The 22,779-nt window shown below is 71.0% G+C and carries 24 protein-coding genes; 10 read left to right on the top strand and 14 right to left on the bottom strand.

Annotated elements, in window-relative coordinates; genetic code table 11:
* Positions 1-86 precede the first annotated feature (86 nt).
* Positions 87-536: a hypothetical protein gene (locus tag ABZ930_RS12870; protein WP_361545920.1), complete on the top strand. Its 450-nt coding sequence runs from the start codon at positions 87-89 to the stop codon at positions 534-536.
* A gap of 33 nt (positions 537-569) precedes the next feature.
* Here ABZ930_RS12870 and ABZ930_RS12865 read toward each other — a convergent pair whose 3' ends face one another.
* The 6 genes from ABZ930_RS12865 to ABZ930_RS12840 form a co-directional block, all read right to left on the bottom strand.
* Positions 570-2,084, bottom strand: a complete 1,515-nt coding sequence (locus ABZ930_RS12865) for a DUF1996 domain-containing protein (protein ID WP_361545917.1) — start codon at positions 2,082-2,084, stop codon at positions 570-572.
* An 86-nt stretch (positions 2,085-2,170) separates the two neighbouring features.
* On the bottom strand, positions 2,171-2,821 hold the full coding sequence (locus tag ABZ930_RS12860) for a response regulator transcription factor (protein ID WP_361545914.1): 651 nt from the start codon (positions 2,819-2,821) through the stop codon (positions 2,171-2,173).
* Entirely contained in the window at positions 2,806-4,071 is a 1,266-nt protein-coding gene (locus ABZ930_RS12855) for a sensor histidine kinase (RefSeq protein ID WP_361545911.1), read from the bottom strand. Before ABZ930_RS12855 ends, ABZ930_RS12860 begins: the two co-directional genes overlap by 16 nt.
* A gap of 122 nt (positions 4,072-4,193) precedes the next feature.
* Positions 4,194-4,757 (bottom strand): winged helix-turn-helix domain-containing protein, encoded by a 564-nt coding sequence (locus ABZ930_RS12850; RefSeq protein ID WP_361545908.1) that lies wholly within the window; start codon positions 4,755-4,757, stop codon positions 4,194-4,196.
* Positions 4,758-5,060: 303 nt separating this feature from the next.
* Complete coding sequence (gene glnII / locus ABZ930_RS12845) at positions 5,061-6,092, bottom strand: glutamine synthetase (RefSeq protein WP_361545905.1); 1,032 nt, start codon at positions 6,090-6,092, stop codon at positions 5,061-5,063.
* A gap of 171 nt (positions 6,093-6,263) precedes the next feature.
* Positions 6,264-6,629 (bottom strand): arsenate reductase family protein, encoded by a 366-nt coding sequence (locus tag ABZ930_RS12840; protein WP_361545902.1) that lies wholly within the window; start codon positions 6,627-6,629, stop codon positions 6,264-6,266.
* A 126-nt stretch (positions 6,630-6,755) separates the two neighbouring features.
* On the opposite strand from ABZ930_RS12840, the gene ABZ930_RS12835 reads away from it, so the two are divergent.
* Positions 6,756-7,034 (top strand): hypothetical protein, encoded by a 279-nt coding sequence (locus ABZ930_RS12835; RefSeq protein WP_361545899.1) that lies wholly within the window; start codon positions 6,756-6,758, stop codon positions 7,032-7,034.
* Positions 7,035-7,278: 244 nt separating this feature from the next.
* Here ABZ930_RS12835 and ABZ930_RS12830 read toward each other — a convergent pair whose 3' ends face one another.
* Positions 7,279-8,466: a winged helix DNA-binding domain-containing protein gene (locus ABZ930_RS12830; protein ID WP_361545896.1), complete on the bottom strand. Its 1,188-nt coding sequence runs from the start codon at positions 8,464-8,466 to the stop codon at positions 7,279-7,281.
* 114 nt (positions 8,467-8,580) lie between these two features.
* Between ABZ930_RS12830 and ABZ930_RS12825 the strand changes: the two genes are divergently transcribed.
* The 6 genes from ABZ930_RS12825 to ABZ930_RS12800 are packed head-to-tail and all read left to right on the top strand — an operon-like array spanning position 8,581 to position 14,567.
* Positions 8,581-9,069: a hypothetical protein gene (locus tag ABZ930_RS12825; protein ID WP_361545893.1), complete on the top strand. Its 489-nt coding sequence runs from the start codon at positions 8,581-8,583 to the stop codon at positions 9,067-9,069.
* Between the two features lie 17 nt (positions 9,070-9,086).
* Complete coding sequence (locus ABZ930_RS12820; protein ID WP_361545890.1) at positions 9,087-10,433, top strand: DUF2252 domain-containing protein; 1,347 nt, start codon at positions 9,087-9,089, stop codon at positions 10,431-10,433.
* 40 nt (positions 10,434-10,473) lie between these two features.
* On the top strand, positions 10,474-11,067 hold the full coding sequence (locus ABZ930_RS12815) for a chemotaxis protein CheB (protein ID WP_361545887.1): 594 nt from the start codon (positions 10,474-10,476) through the stop codon (positions 11,065-11,067).
* Positions 11,068-11,086: 19 nt separating this feature from the next.
* Positions 11,087-12,973 (top strand): CheR family methyltransferase, encoded by a 1,887-nt coding sequence (locus ABZ930_RS12810; RefSeq protein ID WP_361545884.1) that lies wholly within the window; start codon positions 11,087-11,089, stop codon positions 12,971-12,973.
* A gap of 5 nt (positions 12,974-12,978) precedes the next feature.
* Positions 12,979-13,827 carry a GAF and ANTAR domain-containing protein gene (locus tag ABZ930_RS12805; protein WP_361545881.1) on the top strand — a complete coding sequence of 283 codons (849 nt, stop codon included), beginning with the start codon at positions 12,979-12,981 and terminating at the stop codon, positions 13,825-13,827.
* 14 nt (positions 13,828-13,841) lie between these two features.
* Positions 13,842-14,567, top strand: a complete 726-nt coding sequence (locus ABZ930_RS12800; RefSeq protein WP_361545879.1) for a GAF and ANTAR domain-containing protein — start codon at positions 13,842-13,844, stop codon at positions 14,565-14,567.
* 7 nt (positions 14,568-14,574) lie between these two features.
* Here ABZ930_RS12800 and ABZ930_RS12795 read toward each other — a convergent pair whose 3' ends face one another.
* Positions 14,575-15,132: a DUF1269 domain-containing protein gene (locus ABZ930_RS12795; protein ID WP_361545876.1), complete on the bottom strand. Its 558-nt coding sequence runs from the start codon at positions 15,130-15,132 to the stop codon at positions 14,575-14,577.
* A 221-nt stretch (positions 15,133-15,353) separates the two neighbouring features.
* A complete protein-coding gene (glnA, locus tag ABZ930_RS12790; protein ID WP_361545873.1) occupies positions 15,354-16,763 on the bottom strand; it encodes a type I glutamate--ammonia ligase in 1,410 nt (469 codons plus the stop codon).
* 189 nt (positions 16,764-16,952) lie between these two features.
* Here glnA and ABZ930_RS12785 point away from each other — a divergent pair, with 189 nt between their 5' ends.
* Entirely contained in the window at positions 16,953-17,420 is a 468-nt protein-coding gene (locus tag ABZ930_RS12785) for an RDD family protein (protein ID WP_361545870.1), read from the top strand.
* 156 nt (positions 17,421-17,576) lie between these two features.
* Here the strand turns inward: ABZ930_RS12785 and ABZ930_RS12780 are convergent, their stop codons facing one another.
* From ABZ930_RS12780 to ABZ930_RS12760, 5 genes are all read right to left on the bottom strand, one after another.
* On the bottom strand, positions 17,577-18,278 hold the full coding sequence (locus ABZ930_RS12780) for a DUF4191 domain-containing protein (RefSeq protein WP_361545867.1): 702 nt from the start codon (positions 18,276-18,278) through the stop codon (positions 17,577-17,579).
* Between the two features lie 58 nt (positions 18,279-18,336).
* Complete coding sequence (locus ABZ930_RS12775; RefSeq protein WP_111661886.1) at positions 18,337-18,534, bottom strand: hypothetical protein; 198 nt, start codon at positions 18,532-18,534, stop codon at positions 18,337-18,339.
* A gap of 278 nt (positions 18,535-18,812) precedes the next feature.
* A complete protein-coding gene (gene lipA, locus ABZ930_RS12770) occupies positions 18,813-19,778 on the bottom strand; it encodes a lipoyl synthase (RefSeq protein WP_111661885.1) in 966 nt (321 codons plus the stop codon).
* Positions 19,779-19,892: 114 nt separating this feature from the next.
* Positions 19,893-20,705 (bottom strand): lipoyl(octanoyl) transferase LipB, encoded by an 813-nt coding sequence (lipB, locus tag ABZ930_RS12765; protein ID WP_361545863.1) that lies wholly within the window; start codon positions 20,703-20,705, stop codon positions 19,893-19,895.
* A gap of 69 nt (positions 20,706-20,774) precedes the next feature.
* Entirely contained in the window at positions 20,775-21,125 is a 351-nt protein-coding gene (locus ABZ930_RS12760) for a 5-carboxymethyl-2-hydroxymuconate delta isomerase (RefSeq protein ID WP_361545860.1), read from the bottom strand.
* A gap of 213 nt (positions 21,126-21,338) precedes the next feature.
* On the opposite strand from ABZ930_RS12760, the gene ABZ930_RS12755 reads away from it, so the two are divergent.
* Positions 21,339-22,775, top strand: a complete 1,437-nt coding sequence (locus ABZ930_RS12755) for a regulator (RefSeq protein ID WP_361545857.1) — start codon at positions 21,339-21,341, stop codon at positions 22,773-22,775.
* Positions 22,776-22,779 lie beyond the last annotated feature (4 nt).

Raw genomic sequence — 22,779 nt, 5'->3', positions numbered from 1 at the left:
CCGGGTGCACGTCCGTGCTCAACGGTGCGCGCGGAGCTGGCGGGAACCGGGCGGATTGCCCGTCACGTACCGGACAGGAGAGTGCGATGAGGAAGCTGCTGGTGGCAGGGGCCGTACTGGCCACGGTCGCGGCCGGATGCACCACGGGCGGAGCCCACGGCGACGACGCGAAGATCCCCCGAACGGCCACCGGGACCCTGGAGCAGATCGCCCGCCGGGCGGGCTGCGACCCCGAGGTCCAGACCGACGCCGCCGAACTGCGCCAGGCGACCTGCGGCTCCGGCACCGGCCGCTACGTTCTCGCCACCTTCGCCACCGACCGCGGCCAGGCCGAATGGCTGGACGTCGCCGACGACTACGGCGGCGACTATCTCGTGGGCGCCAAGTGGATCGTGGTCGGCCCGGACGCGGTCGTGACGAAGCTGCGCGGCCGGCTCGGCGGGACCGTGGAGCGGGTCTCCTCGCACCACTCGGGGAGTAGCGGTGGTGGGGGTCACGAGGAGGTGCCCGGCTCCGGGCACACGGGTCACCACTGAACCGGCCGCGCAGCGGCCCGGAGGGGCGGCCGGTCAGTTACACCGGTCGCCCCGGTTGATGCAGTTCGTCGCCCGCTGCATCAGCTGGTCGGAGAAGACGTTGATGAAGTCGTCGTGGTCGGTGATCGGCTTGTGCAGCTGCTCGGGGAAGCCGTCGACCGCGAACGGGTTCTTCACCTGGCCGTTCGCGATCCGCGGCGCCGGCACGTCGTAGACCAGCCGCATCGTCAGCTGCGGGATCGCCTTGAAGTTGGCCGGGCAGTTGCCCTGCGCGTCGGCGAACGCCACATGTGTGCGGTGGTTGGCGCTGTCGGTGTTCTGGCCGTCCCAGCAGCTCTGGAACTTGAAGCTGCGCACCACCTGGCTGCCGCGCGGGCAGATCGGGTACTTGTCCGTCAGCTGCCGGTTCTCGAAGCCGGTGCAGCTCCAGTGCGCGTTGGCGTTCGCGGTGCCGTTGGTGAACGCCTTCGCGTCACCGGTGATGATGCGCAGGAACTTCGGCATCGCGACGACCTTGCCGCGCGGGCTGCCGACGAACTTGATGCTCGCCGTGCGCGCCTGGAGGATCTTGCCGATGTTGCCCTCCTTGCCGCCGCCGTCCTGGTTCGCGTCGGCCTCCTGCGTGCCGTCCTGCACGCGCAGCACCGGCCAGTAGTACGTCGACTTGTCGCCCTGGTTGCGGCAGCTGGTGGCGGCGCCCGCGAAGGTGTCGTTGCTCGCGAACGCGTTGTTGCTCTGGTTGCCGACGTAGTCGTGCATGTGGTGCGCGCCGTTGGTGACACCGGGGGCGACGATCACGTTGTCGCTGTTGCGCAGCTTGTTGGCGTTGGTGCCGCACGCCGTGGTGAAGGTGCCGGTGGACGCGCCGCGGCCGTTGCGCGGCTGCTGGACGTTGGGCCGGACCTTGGTGATGTCCTGGAAGTCGGCGGCCACCGGGCCGCCGCTGGTCCCGCCCTGCGGGGGCGGCGCCGACGAGGCGGGCGGCGCGGGGGAGGCCGGCTCCTGGGCGCCGCCGGACGGGTCGGCCGACGGGTCGGCGGGCGGTGCGGGGGAGTCGCCGCCGTTGTCGTCCGTGGCGCGCTGGGTGCACTGCGCCATCCCGCCGAGGCCCTGCGGCGCGCTGCCGCCCGAGCGCCGGATGTCCTGCCCGATCCGGTCGAGAGCGGCGCCGCGCTTGGCCTTCAGCGGGCCCAGGACGCTGTTCTGGACCCAGCCGGGGTCCTGGGCGGCGGCGTCCCGGTTCTGCGCGAGGCGCTGGTAGGCCTGCGTGATCTGGGTGTCCATGGCGGCCAGTTCGCCGTCCACCCGGCCGCGGGCGCCGTCCGGTACGTCGGGCAGCGCGGTGCCGACGTCCGGGCAGTCGATGGTGGTCGTCTTCGCTACGACGCCGCTGCCGCTCTGCCGTCCGGTGTCCGCGGAGTTCTCTTCGTGGGCCTGCGCGTACACGTTCACCGCGACCAGCCCACCTCCGCCCAGGAGCAGTGCGGCCGACGCGATGGTCATGCGCGTCGCCAGCGATGAGCGCCTTTTCCGTGAGGTGCGTCCCATGGGACTACGTACGCAACGGTGGGCCCGCGTGTTCAACGGGGCCGGGGATTTTGCCGAGGCGCCGCCCGCGCGGTTCCCCGCGCTCCTTACGGGGCTCGGTCCAGGTAGGCCAGAACGGCCAGGACCCGGCGGTTGTCGTCGTCCGAGACCGTCAGATCCAGCTTCGTGAAGATGTTGGAGGTGTGCTTCGCGATCGCGCGCTCGGTGACGACCAGTTGGGCCGCGATCGCCGCGTTCGACCGGCCCTGCGCCATCAGTTCCAGCACCTCCAGCTCGCGCGGAGTGAGCCCCCCGAGCGGCTCCCGCACCGCCCGCCGCGCGAGCAACTGCTGAATCACCACCGGATCCATCGCCGTGCCGCCCGCGGCCACCCGCCGCACCGCGTCGACGAACTGCTCGGCGTCGAACACCCGGTCCTTCAGCAGATACCCGACCCCGCCGTTCCCGTCCGCCAGCAGCTCGCGCGCGTACAACTGCTCCACGTGCTGGGACAGCACGAGCACCGGCAGCCCGGGCCGCGCCCGCCGCGCGGCGAGCGCGCACTGCAGCCCCTCGTCGGTGTGCGAGGGTGGCAGCCGCACATCGACGACGGCGACGTCCGGCGTCAACTCCGCCAGTGCCTTGGTCAGTTCGGGCCCGCTCTCGACGGCGGCCGCGATCTCGAAGTCGTACGCCTCGAGCATCCGCACGAGCCCGTCCCGCAGCAGGAACAGGTCTTCGGCTAGGACAACACGCAAGGGATCTCCATGGTCACCATGGTCGGACCGCCCGCGGGGGAGCTGACGGCGAGGACACCGTCGAATGTAGCGAGCCTGCGCTCCACCCCGCCGAGCCCGCCGCCGTCCCGGAGCACGGCGCCGCCCCTGCCGTTGTCGGTGACGGCGATCCGCAGATGGCCGTCGGTGTGGCTGATGTCGACCCATATCCGGTCCGCGTCCGCGTGCTTCACCGCGTTCGTCAGTGCTTCGCTGACCGCGAAGTACGCCGCCGACTCCACGGGCGCCTCGGCCCGCCCGGCCTGCTCCACCTCCACCTCCGTCGCGACGGGCAGCCGCAGCGCCAACGCCTTGACCGCGTCGCCGAGTCCGCGCTCGGCGAGCACCGGCGGATGGATGCCGCGGACCAGGTCGCGCAGCTCGGTGAGCGCGTCGGCGGACGACTGCCGGGCCTTCGCCAGCAGCTCCTTCGCCCGCGCCGGGTCCTTCTCGACCAGCGCCTCGACGGTGCCCAGATCCATGCCCATGGCGACGAGTCTGGCCTGCGCCCCGTCGTGCAGATCGCGCTCGATGCGGCGCAGCTCGGCCGCTGAGGTGTCCACGGCGTCGCGCCGCGTCTCGGTCAGCACCCTGACCCGCTCGGCGAGTTCGCCGTCGGCCGGGGCCAGCACGGCCCGGGTCAGGAGGAAGTGCACTCTCAGCAGCGCGGGGGCGGTGCAGAGCCCGGTGGCGAGCAGTGCCGTCGCCAGCACGGCCGCCAGCAGTGCCGTGCCCTGGCCGCTGATCGGCACGAACCCGTACCACCAGCCGACGCGCGAGCCGTCCGTGAAGACCCGCCACAGGCCGGCCGCGAGCGCGTACCCCTCGATCGGATAGACGACCAGCGCGGCGGGCAGCAGAGCCGTGACGAATCCTGCCGTCATGTCGACGAGCAGCCACCGCAGATCCCGCCAGGTCGCCGGATCGCCGAGCATCAGCCGGCACCGCTCGGCCTGCCCGAGGATCCCGCCGCGCGGGCCGTCGGGGAACGGCCGGTACGTCGCCGGGATCCGCACCCCGCACCACTCGGCGGCGACCACCCGCCGCCAGTTCGCCCAGTGCCGGACCAGGCCGAGCACCCAGGGCGTGGTGAGGGCCCCGATCCCCAGCACGATGAGGACGACCGACAGGACGGACAGCACGAACAACGTGATCGACCCGGCCAGCCCGACCGCGGCGAGCACCAGGCCCCGCACCCCCGCCATGACGGCACTCCGCACCCGCGCACCCATCCCGCACCCCGTCCCGTTCCACCGTCGCTGTCCTCACAGTGTGGCTGCCGCGGTGGTCCTGAACAGTGGGACGGACACCCGTCCCGGGGTGTAGCCAGCACTACCCCCGGGCGGGTGAGGGCTCAGCGGCCGGCGGGCGGCGCGTACTTGTAGCCGACCCGGCGCACCGTCTGGATCACCTTGCGGTGCTCGGCGCCCAGCTTGCGGCGCAGCCGGGCGACGTGCACGTCCACGGTGCGGCCGTCGCCGACGTGCCCGTAGCCCCACACCGTGGTGACCAGCTGGTCGCGGGAGTGCACCCGGTGCGGATGCGCGACGAGATGCGCGAGGAGTTCGAACTCCAGGTAGGTCAGGTCGAGTTGCCGCCCCTCGACGCTCGCGGTGCGCTCCGCGCCGTCGATGCCGATGAGACCGTCGCCGTCCGGCCGGACGGCCGGCGGCTCCGCGGCGGCGGGCGCGGGCGGCAGCAGCGGCTGCTGGTCGGCCGGTACGAGGACCAGGTAGCCGATCATCGGCGGGTTGCCCGGCAGGCTGGGCAGGGTGTGGGCCGGCGCGGGCAGCAGCGTGGCGCCCGGCGGCAGGAACTCGGACACATCGACCAGGCGGTCCACCTCGTCACTGCCGACGGCACGCAGCCGGGTACGGGCGGGAGAGGGGGCAACGGAGAGGGAGCGGGCGTGAGCCATGAGTGGTCAACCTTCGCGCGAGAGGCCGTCAGGGAGAAGACGTACGTCGTGCGCGCGGACCGAAGGCCGTCCTGCTCGCGGAGGGAGCGGCGGCTTTAGAGGGCCTGCGCGTTCACACGCGGCAACACACCCGGTCGAAGTCGTGGTGCTGGCGGGAAGGCCAGAACGGCTCGAGGTCGTGACGACGACCCCGCGCGGTGATGTTCTGGAAGCTGGCCATGCCCTTATTGAAGCAGATGGAGTACGTAAAGCAGAGGGCGCCCGCGGAAAGTGCGGGCGCCCACAAGTGCGACATGGCCGGAATCAGACCTGTCCGGCCTTCTCCAGCGCGGAGCAGCAGGTGTCGACGAGGAGCCGCGTCACGACGTAGGGGTCGACGTTGGCGTTCGGACGGCGGTCCTCGATGTAGCCCTTGCCGTCCTGCTCGACCTGCCACGGGATGCGGACCGAGGCGCCGCGGTTCGAGACGCCGTACGAGTACTCGTTCCACGGGGCGGTCTCGTGCAGGCCGGTGAGGCGGTCGTCGATGCCGGCGCCGTAGTGCTTGACGTGGTCCATCGGCTTGGAACCCTCGCCCAGCGACTCGCACGCGGTGATGATCGCGTCGTAGCCCTCGCGCATGGCCTTCGTCGAGAAGTTCGTGTGGGCGCCCGCGCCGTTCCAGTCGCCCTTGACCGGCTTCGGGTCGAGGGTCGCGGAGACCTTGAAGTCCTCGGCGGTGCGGTAGAGCAGCCAGCGGGCCACCCACAGCTGGTCGGAGACCTCCAGCGGGGCGAGCGGGCCGACCTGGAACTCCCACTGGCCGGGCATGACCTCGGCGTTGATGCCGGAGATGCCCAGGCCCGCCTTCAGGCAGTTGTCCAGGTGCGCCTCGACGACGTCACGGCCGTGGATCTCGTCGGTGCCGACGCCGCAGTAGTAGCCGCCCTGCGCGGCGGGGAAGCCGCCGACCGGGAAGCCGAGCGGGCGGTCGCCCTCGAAGAAGGTGTACTCCTGCTCGATGCCGAAGATCGGCTCCTGGCTGCCGAACTTCTCCTCGACCTCGGCGAGCGCGGCACGCGTGTTGGACTCGTGCGGGGTCATGTCGATGTTCAGGACCTCGCACATGACGAGGACGTCCGCGCCGCCGCGGATCGGGTCCGGGTACACGGCGACGGGCTTGAGGACGCGGTCCGAGGCGTGGCCCTCGGCCTGGTTCGTGGACGACCCGTCGAAGCCCCAGATCGGCAGCGCGTCCAGGCCCTGCGGTTCGCCGGCGATTATCTTCGTCTTCGAACGGAGCTTGGCCGTCGGCTCGGTGCCGTCGATCCAGATGTACTCAGCCTTGAACGTCACGGGCCACATCCTCCAGGAGCGGGTCTCTATCTGACCGGGATCCTGTCAACAGGCGATTTCCCGTCCGTTGCCCGTTTGTGAACCCCGTGTTACCGGGGTCGCGCGGGGCACCGGACTGCCCGTGATCTCGTATGCGATGCCCGCGCGCCGTGGGTATCGGGTGCCGGGTGCCTAGCCGTGCCGGCCCAGCGCGTCCCGTACCGCGTCCTCGCTGCGGGCCACCACCGCGGTGCCGTCGTCGGCGGTGATGATCGGGCGCTGGATCAGCTTCGGGTGCGCGGCGAGCGCCTCGATCCACCGGTCCCGGGCGGCCGCGTCGCGCGCCCACTCCTTGAGGCCCAGCTCCTTCGCGGCGGCCTCCTGGGTGCGGGTGATGTCCCACGGTTCGAGCCCGAGCCGGTCCAGCACGGCCCGGATCTCGTCGGGCGCGGGGACGTCCTCCAGGTACCGGCGGACGGTGTAGTCGGCGCCCTCCGCGTCGAGCAGGGAGAGCGCGCTGCGGCACTTCGAGCAGGCCGGGTTGATCCAGATTTCCATGGGGCCAAAGGTACGCGAGGGAAGCCGTCAACTGGGGCTTGGCCAGCGGCTTTTGTCAGTGGTGGGCAGTAGAATAGAAGCAGTGTTCGAGAGCTTCGGGGGCTCTTGAGAATGCGCGACAGGAGGATGCCCGTGCCCGCTGCCGCACCCGTGCTGATCGACCTTCCGTACACACCGATGGCGAAGAAGGCGCTGCCCGCGGGGCAGCCCCGCGACTGGTACATCACGCACAACCGTCGCCTCAAGGCCATGCGCCTGGCGATCGCCCTGCTCGACTCCGGCGTCTACCTCCCTCAGCAGGCCCACAACCGAAGGATCCGCTCCACGGCCGACCTCATCGGCATCCATCCGCCGTCCGACACGACGTGCCACATGGTCCGAGCCCTGATGCGCTACAGCCGCTGACCGTCCGGGCCCCGCCCCCGGCGGGGCCCCTCACGCGCGCCACCGTCGTGGCTGGTCGCGCAGTTCCCCGCGCCCCTGAGATGCGCACTGCGTGCGCCATCTCATCAGGGAAGGCTGCGCGCAGCGCATGCCTTCAGGGGCGCGGGGAACTGCGCGAGAAGCGGCCACCGGCCCGCAGCCGAACGACAACCCACCAGGGGCGCGGGGAACTGCGCGACCAGCCACACTCGACCCGCACCCGCCCTCACCCCGCCGCAAGCTCCCGCTCCAGAGGCGTCCGGAATCGCGGAGTCACCCGCACCCCGCCGAGCCACGCCCCGAGCCGGGAAGCCTCCTCCGCGACAGCCCGCGCAGCACCCGTCCCGCCCGACTCGTCCAGCAACCGCCACACCACCTCACCCCCGTCCCGCTGCCCCCACCCGCCCACGATCCGCCCGTTCCACCACACGGTCGGCCCGATGTTCCCGCTGCCGTCGAAGAGCGCGGAGCGCATCTCCGGCGGGCAGTACCAGTCCCGCTCCTGCCACCCCATGGCCGTCGGATCGAGCCCGGGAAGCAGCGCCGCCCAAGGCTCCGGCGCCTCGGCCGGGGCCTCCAGCCCCTCCGCGAGGACGTACCCGGTACCGCCCCCGTCCAGGGACACCACCACCGCCCCCACCGAGGCGAGCGCCCTGCGCACCTCCGTCACCTTCCACCCCGTCCACCACTTCAGATCCGCTTCGGTGGCGGGCCCGCACACCGCGAGCCAGCGCCGCAGCAGCTCCGACTGGGCCTCGGCGACCGGGAGTTCGGGATGCGGCGGCGCGACCGCCCAGCGGAACTGCGTCGAGGTCCAGGAGCCGAGCGGCCGCCCCCGCACCACCCGCCCCTCCACCCCGAGCACCCGCATCAGCCGCGACGACACCGTGTGCGGCGACTCGTGACGCGTCCCGACGCCGTACGTGAACCGCTCGCGCAGCCGGGGCTCGTCCGCGACCAGCTCGGTGACCGTGGCCTGCCCGCGCCGGGCCAGCGCGACGAGCGCCGACTCCTCCACCTCCGCCAGCCACTCGGGCGTGAGCCGTCCGTCGCTGCCGCTCACCATGTCCTTGTGCAGCGCCGCCCGCGCCTTCGCCGCGACCGCGAGCCCGGTCGACGCGTGGACCGTCGCCGCGAGCTCCGCCGGGAGGACGAAGACCGTGTGCCGCATCCCGTGCATCCGCACCAACGTCCGGTTCTCGTACAGTGCCCGCTCCACGCCGGCGACCGTCCCGGCCGCGTCCGCGAGCCGCGCGCCGACCGCGAGATACACGGTGGCCGGGTCCGTGCCGTGCAGCGCCACGAGGGACCGGGCCACCTCCTCCGCGTCGGCGGCCCGTGCCGCGGGGGACAGACGATGCGCGAGAGCGAGCCGAACGCGCCGCTCCTCGGTGCCGATGTGCCTCGTGGTCATGCTGCTCATCCTGCCGGAGCCGTCACCTGTTTGCCGCACTTGGCATGCGGGCTCCGCCGGGCGCACCGTTGACTGAGTCGACCGGTAGTGGACCGGCGAGCGGAGGTGTTCGGAATGACGAGCATGCGTGGCGTACGAGCGACGGGCGCGGCCCTGCTCACGGCGGCCCTGGCCGTCGGCGCGGCGGGCTGCTCCGACAGTGACAACAACAGTCCTTCCAGCTCGGCCTCGAAGGCGGCGTCCGCCGTCTCGTCGGCGGCCTCCCGGGCGGGCGACGCGGTGGCGTCCGCGACGGCCGAGGCGGGCAAGAAGTTCGACGAGTTCAAGAACGGCGTCAACGCCAAGGACGACGTGACGCTCGGCAGCGTGGAGACCAAGGACGGCTACGCCGCGGTGCCGGTGAACGTCACCAACAAGGCCTCGTCCACCAAGTCGTTCCTGGTCCAGGTCGACTTCAAGGACAGCAGCGGCAACCGGCTGGACACGGTCGCGGTCACGGTGAGCGATGTCGCGGCCGGCAAGAGCGAGAAGGCCACGGCCCAAAGCAACCGCTCCCTCGGCGGCGACGTCCGCGCCGACGTCGCCCGCGCGCTGCAGCACTGAGCGGCCGGGCGCCCGCCGTGAGCAGCCCCGCCGAACGGGCAGCCCAGGGAAGACGCGCCCGCAAGTCCGTTCCCCGCTCCTCCCACGCGCCCTGGATCCCGTCCGCCGACCGCCTCGACCCCGTCGTGGTCCTGGAACGCCAGGGCGCCGACCGCCTCGCCGACCTGCTGCCCATCCGGTACGGACGGATGGCGGCCGGCCCGTTCGCGTTCCTGCGGGGCGCCGCCGCCGTCATGGCCGGAGACCTCGCGACCGGTACGCACACCGGCCTCACCGTCCAGCTCTGCGGCGACGCCCACCTGCTGAACTTCGGCCTGTTCGCCTCGCCCGAACGCGCCCTGCTCTTCGACCTGAACGACTTCGACGAGACCTGCCCCGGCCCCTTCGAGTGGGACGTCAAACGGCTCGCCGCCTCGGTCGCCGTCGCCGCCCGCGACAACGGCCACAGCGACAAGCAGGCCCACCAGGCCGCACGGGCGGGCACGGCCGCGTACCGCACCACCATGCGGCGGCTGGCCGCCCTCGGCGAACTCGCCGTCTGGTACGAGCGAATAGACGCCCAGGAGCTGCTGCCCCTGGTCCGCTCCGCCCGCCACCGGGCCCGCGCCGAGCGCACCCTCGCCCAGGCCACCCGGCGCACCAGCCTGCAGGCCCTCGCCCGCCTCACGGAGACCACCCCCGACGGCCGCCGCCGCATCGTCCACGACCCGCCGCTGCTCGAACCGGCGGGCATCTCCGACGCCGCCGCGATCCGCAAGATGTTCGGCGACTACCGCTCCACGCTCGCCGAGGAGCGCCGCCGCCTCCTCGACCGCTACCGCTTCGTGGACGCCGCCCGCAAAGTGGTCGGCGTCGGCAGCGTCGGCACCCGCTGCTTCATCGTCCTCCTCGCCGGACGCGACGCCGACGACCCGCTCTTCCTCCAGATCAAGGAGGCGACCCGGTCGGTCGTCGAGGAGTACGTCCCGCAGACCGGCGCCGCCCTCCACCCCGGCCACCGCGTCGTCTCCGGGCAGCGCCTCATGCAGGCCGCGGGCGACATCTTCCTCGGCTGGATGACGGGCCCGCAGGGCCGCGCCTTCTACTGGCGGCAACTGCGCGACATGAAGGGCTCGGCCGACGTCGCCGGCATGCCCCCGGACGAACTCCTCGCCTACGCCCGCCTCTGCGGCACCGCCCTCGCCCGGGCCCACGCCCGCTCCGGCGACCGCATCGCCATCGCGGCCTATCTGGGCGGCGCGGACACCTTCGACCGCGCCGTCGCCTCCTTCGCCCTGCGCTACGCGGATCAGACCGCCCGCGACCACACCGCCCTGCGCCGGGCCATCGCCGACGGCGTGCTGAGCGCGAACACCGGCCTGTAGTGCCTGCGTACGGCACGTCCGGAGCGCTACCCTGAGTGATGTGCCGCAGTCCGAACACCGCACTTCCGACAGTTTCGAGGTGGTCGCCGTCGCGGCGTCGGCCGGCGGCATCCATGCCCTGACCGTGTTCCTCGGCGGCCTGGACGCGGACTTCCCCGTCCCCGTCCTCGTCGTCCAGCACCTGGACCCCAGGCACCGCACGGTGCTCGCCGGGATCCTGGGACGCCGCACGGTCCTCCAGGTCAAACTCGCCGAGCAGGACGACACGGCCCGCCCCGGCACCGTCTACATCGCACCGCCCGACCGGCACCTCCTGGTCGGCAGCGACGGCGTCCTCTCGCTCTCCCAGAGCGAACTCGTCCATTTCCTGCGCCCCTCCGCCGACCTGCTCTTCGAGTCCGTCGCCGGGACCTACGGCGCACGCGCCGTCGCGGTGGTCCTGTCCGGCACCGGAAACGACGGCGCGATGGGCGTGGACGCCGTGCGGTCACGAGGCGGTACCGTGATCGTCCAGGATCCGAGAACGGCCGAATTCGGGGGCATGCCGGACGCCGCAGTGGGCACTGGAGCAGTCGATTTTGTGCTACCTCTGGCGGAGATCCCCGCGGTGATCCGTGGACTTGTCGACAGATGAAGGCAGTAGGTAGAGGACGATGAGCGAGGCGCCGCGCGACGTGGAGACGGACGAGGAGCTCGAGGAGCTGCTCGGCTTTCTGCGGGACGCCCGTGGTTTCGATTTCACCGGGTACAAGCGGTCGTCCCTGGGCCGCCGGATCCGCAAGCGCATGTCCGACGTCGGCATCAGCACGTACGCGGACTACCGCGACCAACTGGAGACGAACGCCGACGAGTTCGGCGCGCTCTTCAACACCATCCTCATCAACGTCACCTCGATCTTCCGCGACACCGACGCCTGGACCTACCTCCAGCGCGAGGTGGTCCCCGAGATCCTCTCCTCGCTCGCCCCCGAGGACGAGATCCGGGTGTGGAGCGCGGGCTGCTCCAGCGGCGAGGAGGCCTACTCGCTGGCCATCATGTTCGCGGAGGCCCTCGGCGTCGAGGAAGCCCTGCACCGGGTGAAGATCTACGGCACCGACATCGACGACGAGGCGCTGCGCGACGCCCGCTCCGGCCTCTACCCGGCCAGGACCCTGGAACCGCTCTCGTCCGAACTGCGCGACAAGTACTTCGAGCAGAACGGCTCGCAGTACAGCTTCCGCTCCGACCTGCGCCGCCGGGTCATCTTCGGCCGCCACGACATCACCCGCGACGCCCCGATCTCCCGGCTCGACCTGCTGGTGTGCCGCAACACGCTGATGTACTTCAACGTGGAGGCGCAGACCCAGATCATCGACCGGTTCCACTTCGCGCTGCGCGAGAGCGCCTTCCTGTTCCTCGGCAAGGCCGAGATGCTGCTCAACGACGCCGACCGGTTCGACGTGATCAGCATGCGCCAGCGCATCTTCCGCCGGCGCCCCGGCGGCGCCACCACGCCGTACCAGCCGGCCCCGCTGAAGCTGCGCCCCGGCGCCCCCGGCGAGATGCAGAACGTCGCGCGCAACCGGCAGCTGCGCGATCTGATCCTCGACGCCTCGCCCGGCGCCGCCCTCGCGGTGGACTCCGAGGGCATCGTGGTCCTCATCAACAACCACGCCCGCGTCCAGTTCGGCCTGACGGCCAACGACATCGGCCGCCCCTTCCAGGACCTGGAGATCTCCTACCGCCCGGTCGAGCTGCGCTCCCTGATCGACCAGGCCACGCACGAGCGCCGCACCCTGCGGGTCAACGGGGCGGAGCGCAGGGTCGGCGAGGACGTCCAGTTCTTCGACATCCTGGTCCAGCCACTGGTCGGCGGCGGCGGACTCCCCGCCGCCACCAACATCACGTTCACCGACGTCACCGTCGCCACCCAGCTCAAGGCCGAGGTCAAGCGCGTACGCGAGGACCTGGAGACGGCGTACGAGGAACTCCAGTCGACGAACGAGGAGCTGGAGACCACGAACGAAGAACTCCAGTCCTCCATCGAGGAGTTGGAGACGACGAACGAGGAACTCCAGTCGACCAACGAGGAACTGGAGACGACGAACGAGGAACTCCAGTCCGGGAACGAGGAACTGGAGACCATGAACGAGGAGATGCGGATCCGCAGCGACGAACTGGACGAGACCCGCGCCTTCCTCGAGGGCGTCCTCACCTCCATCGCCGCCGCCGTCGTCGTCCTCGACAAGGAACTCAACGTCAAGAGCTGGAACCGGGGCGCCGCCGACCTGTGGGGCCTGCGCCAGGACGAAGTGATCGACGAGCCCTTCTTCGGCCTGGACTTCGGGCTGCCCACCCAGTCGCTGCGCGCCGTGGTGGACGAGTGCGTCAAGACCCGCAGGCGCGGTGCTCCCGTGGACATCGCCGCGGTCAACCGCCTTGGCCGCAGCATGAATTGCCTCGTCCAGTGCAGCCCGTTCGACGGCCACCGCGGGGGTGTCGTCCTTTTGATGGAAGAGGGCCGTGCCTCGGGTGCGGAGGGGTCCGAAGGCGTACGCTGAGGGGCATGGACCTCGGGGGCGATTCGCCCGCTCAGGCCGCGCTGGCTTGGCAGCGCTCGGTTCGCGCGCGTGAGCGTGCCGACCGCGCTTCGCTGCTCGCCGAGCGCTATGAGTCACTGTCGGGAGGTGCCGCCGGCGGCGTCTTCCGGCGGCTGGCCGAGATCCACCACGGCACCGCATCCCGCCACCGGGTCGCCGCGGACCTCCTGGAGGCCCATGCCCGACGGATCGCCCAGTGGACCGTCGGTGAGGGGCCGCCACCCCTTTTCATGACCGGCGTCGCCGAGGTGTGCGGCACCCGGAGCGTCGCCGTGACCCTCGTCGACGACGACCGCAATCAGGTCGCCACCGCCTCGTCCGACCAGTCCTCCCACGACGCGCAGGACCTGGAGTTCGTCATGGGGGAAGGGCCCGCACAGGAGGCCGTGGCGGCCCGCGCTCCGATCGAGGCGTCCGGTGCCGCGCTCAGCCGCCGCTGGCCCGCATACGGTCCGGCCGTCGCCGCCCTCGGCATCCGCAAGGTGGTGGCCGTGCCGCTGCAGGCGCCCGGTGAGTGCATAGGCGCCCTCGCGGTCTTCGACCCGCTCCCGGAGATCGCGTCCACGGCACTCTTCGGCCGGATCGCCGACGCGCTGACGCGCAGCGTGCTGCTCGGCGGAGACGCCGTCCCCGGCCTGTTCGGCGGCATCGACCACCGGGCGGTGGTGCACCAGGCCGCGGGGGTGGTCGCCGTCCAGGTCGGCTGCTCCGTCGGCGATGCACTGGAACTGGTCAAAGCACGGGCGTTCGCCGACGGACGCCCCATCGGCGATGTGGCGACCGATATCGTCGACCGGCAACTCGAACTCGGCTGAGAAGGGTTTGTACCGTGGCGCTGCATGAGCAGGAACTCGCTTCGATCTTCGCCCACTTGACGGGCGAGGCCGCCCGCGATCCGCTCGACACGCAGAATCTGCTGACCGCCCTGGTGGAAGGGGGCAGCAAGCTGTTCGGCGCCCGGGGGGCGAGCGTCCACTACCTCTCCGCGGCCGGCCGGGCCGTCCAGACCGAGGGCACGGCCGTCGCCCTGCGCGGTTTGGAGGAAGACGCCACCGATTGGCAGGAGGGTCCCGGCCACGACGCGCGCACCACCGGCTGCGCCCTCATCGACGTGGACGTGACCACGACGCCCACGCGCGTCCGCTGGCCGCGCTGGACCGCGCGCGTCACGTCGCTGGGCCACGGCCGGGTCACCGCGCTGCCGCTGCCCGCGAAGGGTGGCCCGACCGGCGCCCTCGTCCTGTTCGACGCCCAGGGGCGCCGCCTGGACGAGCGGGCCCTGACCCTGGCCCGCCACTTCGCCGAGGCCGCCGCGCACACTCTCGCGCTCCAGCGCGAAGTGACCGAAAGCCGTGTACTGGCAGGCCAGTTGGAGCACGCGCTGTCCAGCCGGGTCGTCGTGGAACAGGCCAAGGGCATCGTCTCGGCCCGCCACGACATCCCGCTGGACGAGGCGTTCGAGCGGTTAAGGAGGTACGCGCGTTCCCGTCAGCTGAAGGTGGCGCACGTGGCCCGGCAGATCACCGAGCGCCCGGACGAACTGCCGTTCCAGTGAGGGCCGATCAGGCCCCGGCGCCCTGAGCGCTGTCCTGAACCCGCTCCTCCTGCGGCGCCTGCTGCTGGGCCTTGCGCTGAGCCGCCTGCGCCATCTCGCGCAGCGCCTCCTCTTCCTCGGTGCTCAGCGACGTCTGCACCAACTGGCCGCCGAACACCACGAGTTCCGGCACGACCTTGTCCCGGGCCGCCTGCTTCACCAGGGCGAACACGGCGGCGGCACCCGGCCGCAGATTCTGCCCGAGTTCCTTCATGAAGCCGTCGTTGATCCCGGTGTCCGTCACGGCCCCGCCCGCGGCCCCGGCGGCGGCACCCACGGCCGCGCCGAGGAACGGCACCAGGAACAGCATCCCGATGACCCCGCCCCACAGCGCCCCGCCCGCGGCCCCGGTCGCGGTGTGGTTCACGGCCTGATGCAGCTTGATCTTCCCGTCGCTCTCACGCCGCTCGACCACGACGATGTCCTCCAGCTCGACCAGGTGCTCCCGGGTCATCGAAAGGACCTTGTCGCGGACCTGATTGGCGGTGGCGAGGTCGTTGTACGCGACGACGAACAGATTGCTCATGGGGCACTCCTCCGAGGCTGCTTCAGCGTGTGCGACGTGCCCGAGTTTAAGGCTTTTGCCTGTTTTACGCCTTTCGGGATTTCAGGAAGAGGGCCGCGGCTGCCGAGCGCACTCGTGTCCAACGACCGTGGGCCGTGTCCTCCTCCTCTACGGGGAAGGACACGGCCCACGGACCCTGCGCGGCCCGGAGCGCTGTGAAGCTGCTCCGGCCCGTGCGTTTTCTAGATGTCGAAGTACAGCTCGAACTCGTGCGGGTGCGGGCGCAGCTGGATCGGGGCGATCTCGTTCGTGCGCTTGTAGTCGATCCACGTCTCGATCAGGTCGGACGTGAAGACGCCGCCGGCCTGCAGGTACTCGTTGTCCGCCTCCAGGGCGTCGAGGACCGCGGGGAGCGAGGTCGGGACCTGCTGGACGTTCGCGTGCTCCTCGGGAGCCAGCTCGTACAGGTCCTTGTCGATCGGCTCGGCCGGCTCGATCTTGTTCTTGACGCCGTCGAGGCCCGCCATCAGCAGCGCCGAGAAGGCGAGGTACGGGTTCGAGGACGGGTCCGGCGCGCGGAACTCGACGCGCTTGGCCTTCGGGTTCGAGCCCGTGATCGGGATACGCATGGCCGCGGAGCGGTTGCGCTGCGAGTAGACCATGTTGACCGGGGCCTCGAAGCCGGGGACCAGGCGGTGGTACGAGTTCACCGTCGGGTTCGTGAAGGCGAGCAGCGACGGGGCGTGCTTCAGGATGCCGCCGATGTAGTAGCGGGCGATGTCCGAGAGGCCCGCGTAGCCCTGCTCGTCGTAGAACAGCGGGTCGCCGCCGGACCACAGCGACTGGTGGACGTGCATGCCCGAGCCGTTGTCACCGAAGATCGGCTTCGGCATGAAGGTCGCGGTCTTGTTGTTGCGCCAGGCGACGTTCTTCACGATGTACTTGAAGAGCATCAGGTCGTCGGCCGCGGCGAGCAGCGTGTTGAACTTGTAGTTGATCTCCGCCTGGCCGGCCGTGCCGACCTCGTGGTGCTGGCGCTCGACCTGGAGGCCGTTCTTGTCCAGCTCCAGGGAGATCTCGGCGCGCAGGTCGGCGAAGTGGTCGACCGGCGGGGCCGGGAAGTAGCCGCCCTTGTAGCGGACCTTGTAACCGCGGTTGTTCTCGACGGCGCCGGTGTTCCAGGCGCCCGCCTCGGAGTCGATCTCGTAGACCGAACGGTTCGCGGAGGTCTCGAAGCGGACCGAGTCGAACACGTAGAACTCGGCCTCGGGGCCGAAGTACGCGGTGTCGGCGATGCCGGTGGAGGCGAGGTAGGCCTCGGCCTTCTTCGCCACGTTGCGCGGGTCACGGCTGTACTGCTCGCCCGTGATCGGGTCGTGGATGAAGAAGTTGATGTTGACGGTCTTGTCGCGGCGGAAGGGGTCGACCCGGGCCGTCGACAGGTCCGCGCGCAGCGCCATGTCCGACTCGTGGATCGCCTGGAAGCCGCGGATCGACGAGCCGTCGAAGGCGAGCTCCTCCGTCGGGTCGAACGCCGCCGCCGGGATCGTGAAGTGCTGCATCACCCCGGGCAGGTCGCAGAAGCGGACGTCGACGAACTTGACGTCCTCGTCCGCGAGGAACTTCTTGGCGTCATCGGCGTTCTGGAACATCCAACTCCTCCTACTCCCACCCGGGGAGGGGCGGGGTTGCTGCTCGGGGGTGCGGCCAGTGCGGTGGCACACGCTGGGACCCGACCATAGGCAGACGTGATTTCTCAAGCATGACCCATTTGTTTCGCAGAAGTTAACCGGACCAGGGCCCGAGGCCGGGTGAGGGACGCGGCGCAGTACCGTGGAGCCGTGGACAACAGGGAAGCAATGGGTTCGTGGCTGTCGGGGCCGCGTGAGGCGTTGGAGAACGCGGGAGCGGACTTCGGTTACCGCGGTGAACAGCTCGGGCTCCCGGAGTCCGGGCCCGGCTCGATCGCCCGGCCGGGGCGGCGCATCGGAGCGCTCGTCGTGGACTGGGCGCTGTGCATGCTGATCGCATACGGCCTTGTCACGCACGGCTACAACCAGGCTACGGGGAACTGGGCGCTGCTCATCTTCTTCGCGCTCGGGGTGCTCACCGTCGGGACCATCGGCTGCACGCCGGGCAAGCGGCTGTTCGGGTTGCGGGTCGTCTCCGAGCGGGGTGGGCGGCTCGGGATCGGGTGGGTCGTCGTGCGGACGCTGCTCCTGTGCGTGGCGATCCCCGCGCTGATCTGGGACCGGGACGGCCGCGGGCTGCACGATCGGCTCGCGAGGTCCGTCGAGGTCCGTATCTGAGCGTTGTCGGCCGACTGACGGCCGTGGGGCTTCTCGCGCAGTTCCCCGCGCCCCTGGAAGCGAGCTCCGCTCGCTTCCAGGGGCCCAGAAGACACAAGGCGGGCCGGAACCCGAAGGTTCCGGCCCGCCTTTATTCACGTGGAGACAGCGGCGGTGTCACCGAGCCTTGCCGCCACCCTTCGGCATCCGCATCCCCTTGGGCATCGGACCCTTCGGCAGCGGCATGTTCGACATCAGGTCGCCCATCGCGCGGAGCCGGTCGTTGGTCGACGTCACCTGCGGGCCGTTCAGCACGCGGGGCAGCTTCAGCATCGTGGTGCGGACCTTCTTCAGCGGGGTCTGGCCCTCGCCGTTGCCCACCATGATGTCGTGCACCGGGACGTCCGCCACGATGCGGGCCATCTTGCGCTTCTCGGCCGCGAGCAGGGACTTCACCCGGTTCGGGTTGCCCTCCGCGACGAGCACGATGCCGGCCTTGCCGACCGCGCGGTGCACGACGTCCTGGCTCCGGTTCATCGCGACCGCCGGGGTCGTCGTCCAGCCGCGGCCGATGTTGTCGAGCACCGCGGCCGCCGCTCCGGGCTGGCCTTCCATCTGGCCGAAGGCCGCTCGCTCGGCCCGGCGTCCGAAGACGATCGCCATCGCGAGGAAGGCGAGCAGGAGCCCGAGAATTCCGAGATAGATGGGGTGACCGATCAAGAAGCCGATCGCGAGAAGGACACCGAAGGTGACGATTCCCACAGCCGCGAGTACAAGACCGATCTTGGGGTCGGCCTTGCTGGTCATCTTGTAGGTCAGAGCGATCTGCTTGAGTCGCCCTGGATTCGCAGCGTCCGCTGCCGTGTCCTTCCTCGCCATGTGCTGAAGTCTACGTGGCCGGGGACGGGGCATGAACAGCAGTACGGTCCGGCGAGTGTCAGCCGCGGGCGGAGACGGCCTCGAGCACCCGCTGGGCCTCGACGCGGTCCTTGGCGCGGCGGCGGTCCTCCAGGACGGAGGTCCAGGCGTTGCGGCGGGCGTGACGCTGGCCGCCGCTCATCAGCAGCGACTCCACGGCGCGCAGCGCGTCGGTGAACGTCGGGATGGCGGTGGCGCGAACGGGCGCGGCCTGCATGGTTGAGGTCCCCCCTCAGAGACGGTTCAGTGCGGTCGGTGCGACGGCCAGGTGTGCACGAGCGGTGATTTCAGGGTCACTGATTGGTGTTACCAGGGCGTGACCGGACGGTCAAACACCCATGAAACCTTGACGCCCGCGCCGCAAACGCTGACGCGGCCCTGACGTCCGCCCTCATCTGCGAGGACGGCGCGGGCCGCGTCGTACCGGCCACTACTGGCCGGTAGGGGTTTGTGCGTGAATTCACACGGGCGGAGGCCCGCGTTCTCACCGGACGGTCAGACCGCCTGAGAGGCGACGTACGCGCCCCGCTTCTCGATCGCCATCTGGTAGAGGCGGCCCGCGCGGTACGAGGAGCGGACCAGCGGGCCCGACATGACGCCGGAGAAGCCGATCTGCTCGGCCTCGTCCTTCAGCTCCACGAACTCGGCCGGCTTGACCCACCGCTCCACGGGGTGGTGCCGCACGGACGGCCGCAGGTACTGCGTGATGGTGACCAGCTCGCAGCCGGCGTCGTGCAGCTGGCGCAGCGCCTCGGAGATCTCCTCGCGGGTCTCGCCCATGCCGAGGATCAGGTTCGACTTGGTGACCAGGCCGAACTCGCGGGCCTCGGTGATGACCTTCAGCGAGCGCTCGTAGCGGAAACCGGGGCGGATGCGCTTGAAGATGCGCGGCACCGTCTCCACGTTGTGCGCGAAGACCTCGGGGCGGGACGAGAAGACCTCGGCCAGCTGCTCGGGCACCGCGTTGAAGTCCGGGGCGAGCAGCTCGACCTTGGTGCGGCCCTCGGCCCGCTCGGCGGTCTGCGCGTGGATCTGGCGGACCGTCTCCGCGTACAGCCAGGCGCCGCCGTCCTCCAGGTCGTCGCGGGCGACGCCGGTGATCGTGGCGTAGTTCAGGTCCATCGTGACGACGGACTCGCCGACCCGGCGGGGCTCGTCGCGGTCGAGGGCCTCGGGCTTGCCGGTGTCGATCTGGCAGAAGTCACAACGCCGCGTGCACTGGTCACCGCCGATGAGGAACGTGGCCTCGCGGTCCTCCCAGCACTCGTAGATGTTGGGACAGCCCGCCTCCTGGCAGACCGTGTGCAGACCCTCGGACTTCACGAGGTTCTGCATCTTGGTGTACTCGGGGCCCATTTTCGCCCGGGTCTTGATCCACTCGGGCTTGCGCTCGATGGGGGTCTGGGCGTTGCGGACCTCCAGGCGCAGCATCTTGCGTCCGTCGGGTGCGACTGCGGACACGACCGGCTCCCTACAGCTTCGATTCCTCGGCGTACATCAGGGTACGCCCGTGATGTGCATGGCCCTCACGGGTGGCCAACCTCTGGCCAACGGGGTGCATTCCCCGCCGGGCGGTCAGGCGGTGGCCCGCTCGGCCTTCTCTACGAAGCGCGGCTTGAGATCCGCTCCGCCCAGGACGTGCTGGAGGTGCTTCTCCGCCACCGGCAGCACCTCGTCCATGGTGACCTCGCGGCCCAGCTCGTACGAGAGCGAGGTGACGCCCGCGTCCCGGATGCCGCACGGGATGATCTTGTCGAAGTTCGACGTGTCCGGATTCACGTTCAGCGCGAAGCCGTGCATCGTGACGCCCTTGGCGACCCGGATGCCCATCGCGCAGATCTTGCGGTCCTCGTGCCGCTGGCCCGCGTTCGAGGGCGCGTACTCGGGGCCGACCAGACGGTGGTCGAACTCCTCGTCCTCGCTGCTCAGGCGGGGGTTGAAGTCCAGCGACAAACCGCCCAGGTTCGTACGCCGCTCGATCGGGTCGCCGAGGACCCAGACGCCCGCCCGGCCCTCCACGCGCGCGGCCTCGATGCCGAACTCGGCGCAGACCGCGATCACCGCGTCCTCCAGGCGGCGCAGGTGCGCGACCACGTCCACCGGGCGCGGCAGCTTCTGGATCGGGTAGCCGACGAGCTGGCCCGGGCCGTGCCAGGTGATCTTTCCGCCGCGGTCCACGTCGATGACGGGCGTGCCGTCCAGCGGGCGCTCCTCGGGGGCGGTGCGGCGGCCCGCGGTGTAGACCGGCGGGTGCTCCAGGAGCAGACAGGTGTCGGGGATCTCGTCGGCGAAGCGGGCGGCGTGCACCCGGCGCTGCTCGTCCCACGCGGCCTGGTAATCCACCATGTCCGCACCGAACCCCAGCCGGACGAACCGGAACTCACTCACGGCAAGCGCCTCCTCAAGAACAGAACCTGCACCGTGCACATGTCGCGCCCACGGCAAGCGTACGGCGCGTCAATGTGTCGGGTAGAGGCGGTACGAGGCGTCCAGATCGCGAACCTCGACCGAGTACGTCACTCCGGGGACCGGGGACAGATGCTTGTCGAGCAGAGCCAGTACGTCCTCGGAGAGCGCGTTCTTGACCGCCTGTGGACGGCCGGGCAGCAGGCCGACCGACACATGGACGAAGGGAGCCGCCTCCCCGTCCACGTACGAGGCCGAGGGCCGTGCGAACGTCTTGCCGACCCCGACCGACCGGACCCGGTCGACCACGAGCGGGTGCAGCTCCGCCACCAGGGCGGATACGTCGAGGCCGCCGTCCGCGCCGACGAGACGGTCGGAGTAGTCGATGTCGATATGAGGCACGGGGAACCTTGAACCTTCCGGTGTAGCGCACACGCATCGTATGACTGTTTCCGGCCGGGCCGCTCACGGCCCCCTGTCCACCTTCCCCACCGTTCGTCACACGATCGGATGAAGGGTGCCGGAAGCCCCTGTCGAGGCCGAATTTCGTCGTTACAGTCGCGCCGTTCCATGAGGGCTGCACCCCGGCCCGGAAGGCAGGAGACCGCACAGCTGATGACGGAACGACCTCCGCAGCGCACCCCGAACCGCCAGCTCGCCGCGCTCATCGCGGAGGCGGGATTCTCCAATGCGGGGCTCGCGCGCCGCGTGGACCAGCTAGGGCTGGAACACGGTCTCGACCTGCGCTACGACAAGACCTCGGTGACCAGATGGCTGCGCGGGCAGCAGCCGCGGGGGACCACCCCCGCACTGATCGCCGAGGTGTTCACCCGGCGGCTCGGCCGCCGCCTCTCCGCCCAGGACCTCGGGCTCGACGCGTGCGCGCCCGTGTACGCGGGCCTGGAGTTCGCCGGATCGCCCGAGGAGGCCGTCGACATCGTCAGCGGCCTGTGGCGCAAGGACTCCGGCAGCCATGTCGAACTGCGCAAGATCGCGTTCACCCCGGCCGGGCTCGTGGTGCCCAGCCGGGACTGGCTGATCGGCCGCGCCGACGACCGGGTGGGCCGGGGCGAACTGCCGCCCCGGGTCCCGCCCCAGGGAAGGCCCGGCGTGCCGCGCCAGCGCACCCAGACCGAGCGCGGGCCCGGCCAGAAGGTGACCGGCGGCGACATCGCGGCGCTGCGCTCGGTCGCCGAGCTGTTCCGCGCCCTCGACCACGCCTACGGCGGCGGGCACGCGCGGCAGGCCCTGGTCCGGTACCTGGAGCACGAGGCCGAGCCGATGCTCCGCGGGACCTACGGCGAGCAGACCGGGCGGCGCCTCTTCGACGCCGTCGCCGATCTGACCCGGCTCGCCGGCTGGACCTCGTACGACATCGCGGCCCACGGACTCGCCCAGCGCTACTTCGTGCAGGCGCTGCGGCTCGCCCAGGCCGCCGCCGACCGGATGTACGGCTCGTACGTCCTGGTCACCATGAGCCGCCAGGCCGTGTACCTGGGGCACGGGCGGGAGGCCGTGCAGCTCGCGCGGGTCGCCCAGCAGGGGGTGGGCACCTCGGCGCCCCCGGCCGTCCAGGCCATGCTGCACTCCGTGGAGGCGCGCGGGCACGGCGTCCTCGGCGAGGTGCGGGCCTGCACCTCCTCGCTCGTACGGGCCGAGCGCGCGCTCGACGCGGTGCGGCCCGGCGACGAGGTCCCGCACTGGGCGCGCTTCTTCGACGAGGCGCAGATGGCGGACGAGTTCGGGCACTGCTACCGGGATCTCCAGCAGTACCGGGCGGCCGCCCAGCACGCGGAGCGGTCGCTGCAACTGCGCTCGCCGGGATACGCGCGCAGCCGGCTGTTCTGCCGGGTGGTGCTCGCCTCGGCCCGGCTCGGGCTCGGCGAGCTGGACGCGGCGTGCGCGCTGGGCGCGGAGGCGGCCGCCGCGGCCGCCGACATGCGCTCCGTGCGGGCCCACGAGTACGTGCGCGAGTTCGAGCGGCGGCTGGAGCCGTACCGGGACGCGGGGCCCGTCCGCGGCTACCGGGACAAGGTCGCGGCGCTGGGCTGACGAC

This window comes from Streptomyces sp. NPDC046716 (assembly GCF_040645755.1).
In the GTDB taxonomy this organism is placed as follows: domain Bacteria; phylum Actinomycetota; class Actinomycetes; order Streptomycetales; family Streptomycetaceae; genus Streptomyces.
Note: the sequence above shows the minus strand (reverse complement) of the source record. Positions and strands in the feature narration are given on the sequence as shown.

Bases quoted from the DNA above. Each gene is read 5' to 3' on its own strand.
- ABZ930_RS12870 (WP_361545920.1), top strand. From the start codon at position 87: ATGAGGAAGCTGCTGGTGGCAGGGGCCGTACTGGCCACGGTCGCGGCC.
- ABZ930_RS12865 (WP_361545917.1), bottom strand. From the start codon at position 2,084: ATGGGACGCACCTCACGGAAAAGGCGCTCATCGCTGGCGACGCGCATG.
- ABZ930_RS12855 (WP_361545911.1), bottom strand. From the start codon at position 4,071: ATGGGTGCGCGGGTGCGGAGTGCCGTCATGGCGGGGGTGCGGGGCCTG.
- ABZ930_RS12850 (WP_361545908.1), bottom strand. From the start codon at position 4,757: ATGGCTCACGCCCGCTCCCTCTCCGTTGCCCCCTCTCCCGCCCGTACC.
- ABZ930_RS12840 (WP_361545902.1), bottom strand. From the start codon at position 6,629: ATGGAAATCTGGATCAACCCGGCCTGCTCGAAGTGCCGCAGCGCGCTC.
- ABZ930_RS12835 (WP_361545899.1), top strand. From the start codon at position 6,756: ATGCCCGTGCCCGCTGCCGCACCCGTGCTGATCGACCTTCCGTACACA.
- ABZ930_RS12830 (WP_361545896.1), bottom strand. From the start codon at position 8,466: ATGACCACGAGGCACATCGGCACCGAGGAGCGGCGCGTTCGGCTCGCT.
- ABZ930_RS12825 (WP_361545893.1), top strand. From the start codon at position 8,581: ATGACGAGCATGCGTGGCGTACGAGCGACGGGCGCGGCCCTGCTCACG.
- ABZ930_RS12810 (WP_361545884.1), top strand. From the start codon at position 11,087: ATGAGCGAGGCGCCGCGCGACGTGGAGACGGACGAGGAGCTCGAGGAG.
- ABZ930_RS12805 (WP_361545881.1), top strand. From the start codon at position 12,979: ATGGACCTCGGGGGCGATTCGCCCGCTCAGGCCGCGCTGGCTTGGCAG.
- ABZ930_RS12795 (WP_361545876.1), bottom strand. From the start codon at position 15,132: ATGAGCAATCTGTTCGTCGTCGCGTACAACGACCTCGCCACCGCCAAT.
- glnA (WP_361545873.1), bottom strand. From the start codon at position 16,763: ATGTTCCAGAACGCCGATGACGCCAAGAAGTTCCTCGCGGACGAGGAC.
- ABZ930_RS12780 (WP_361545867.1), bottom strand. From the start codon at position 18,278: ATGGCGAGGAAGGACACGGCAGCGGACGCTGCGAATCCAGGGCGACTC.
- ABZ930_RS12775 (WP_111661886.1), bottom strand. From the start codon at position 18,534: ATGCAGGCCGCGCCCGTTCGCGCCACCGCCATCCCGACGTTCACCGAC.
- ABZ930_RS12755 (WP_361545857.1), top strand. From the start codon at position 21,339: ATGACGGAACGACCTCCGCAGCGCACCCCGAACCGCCAGCTCGCCGCG.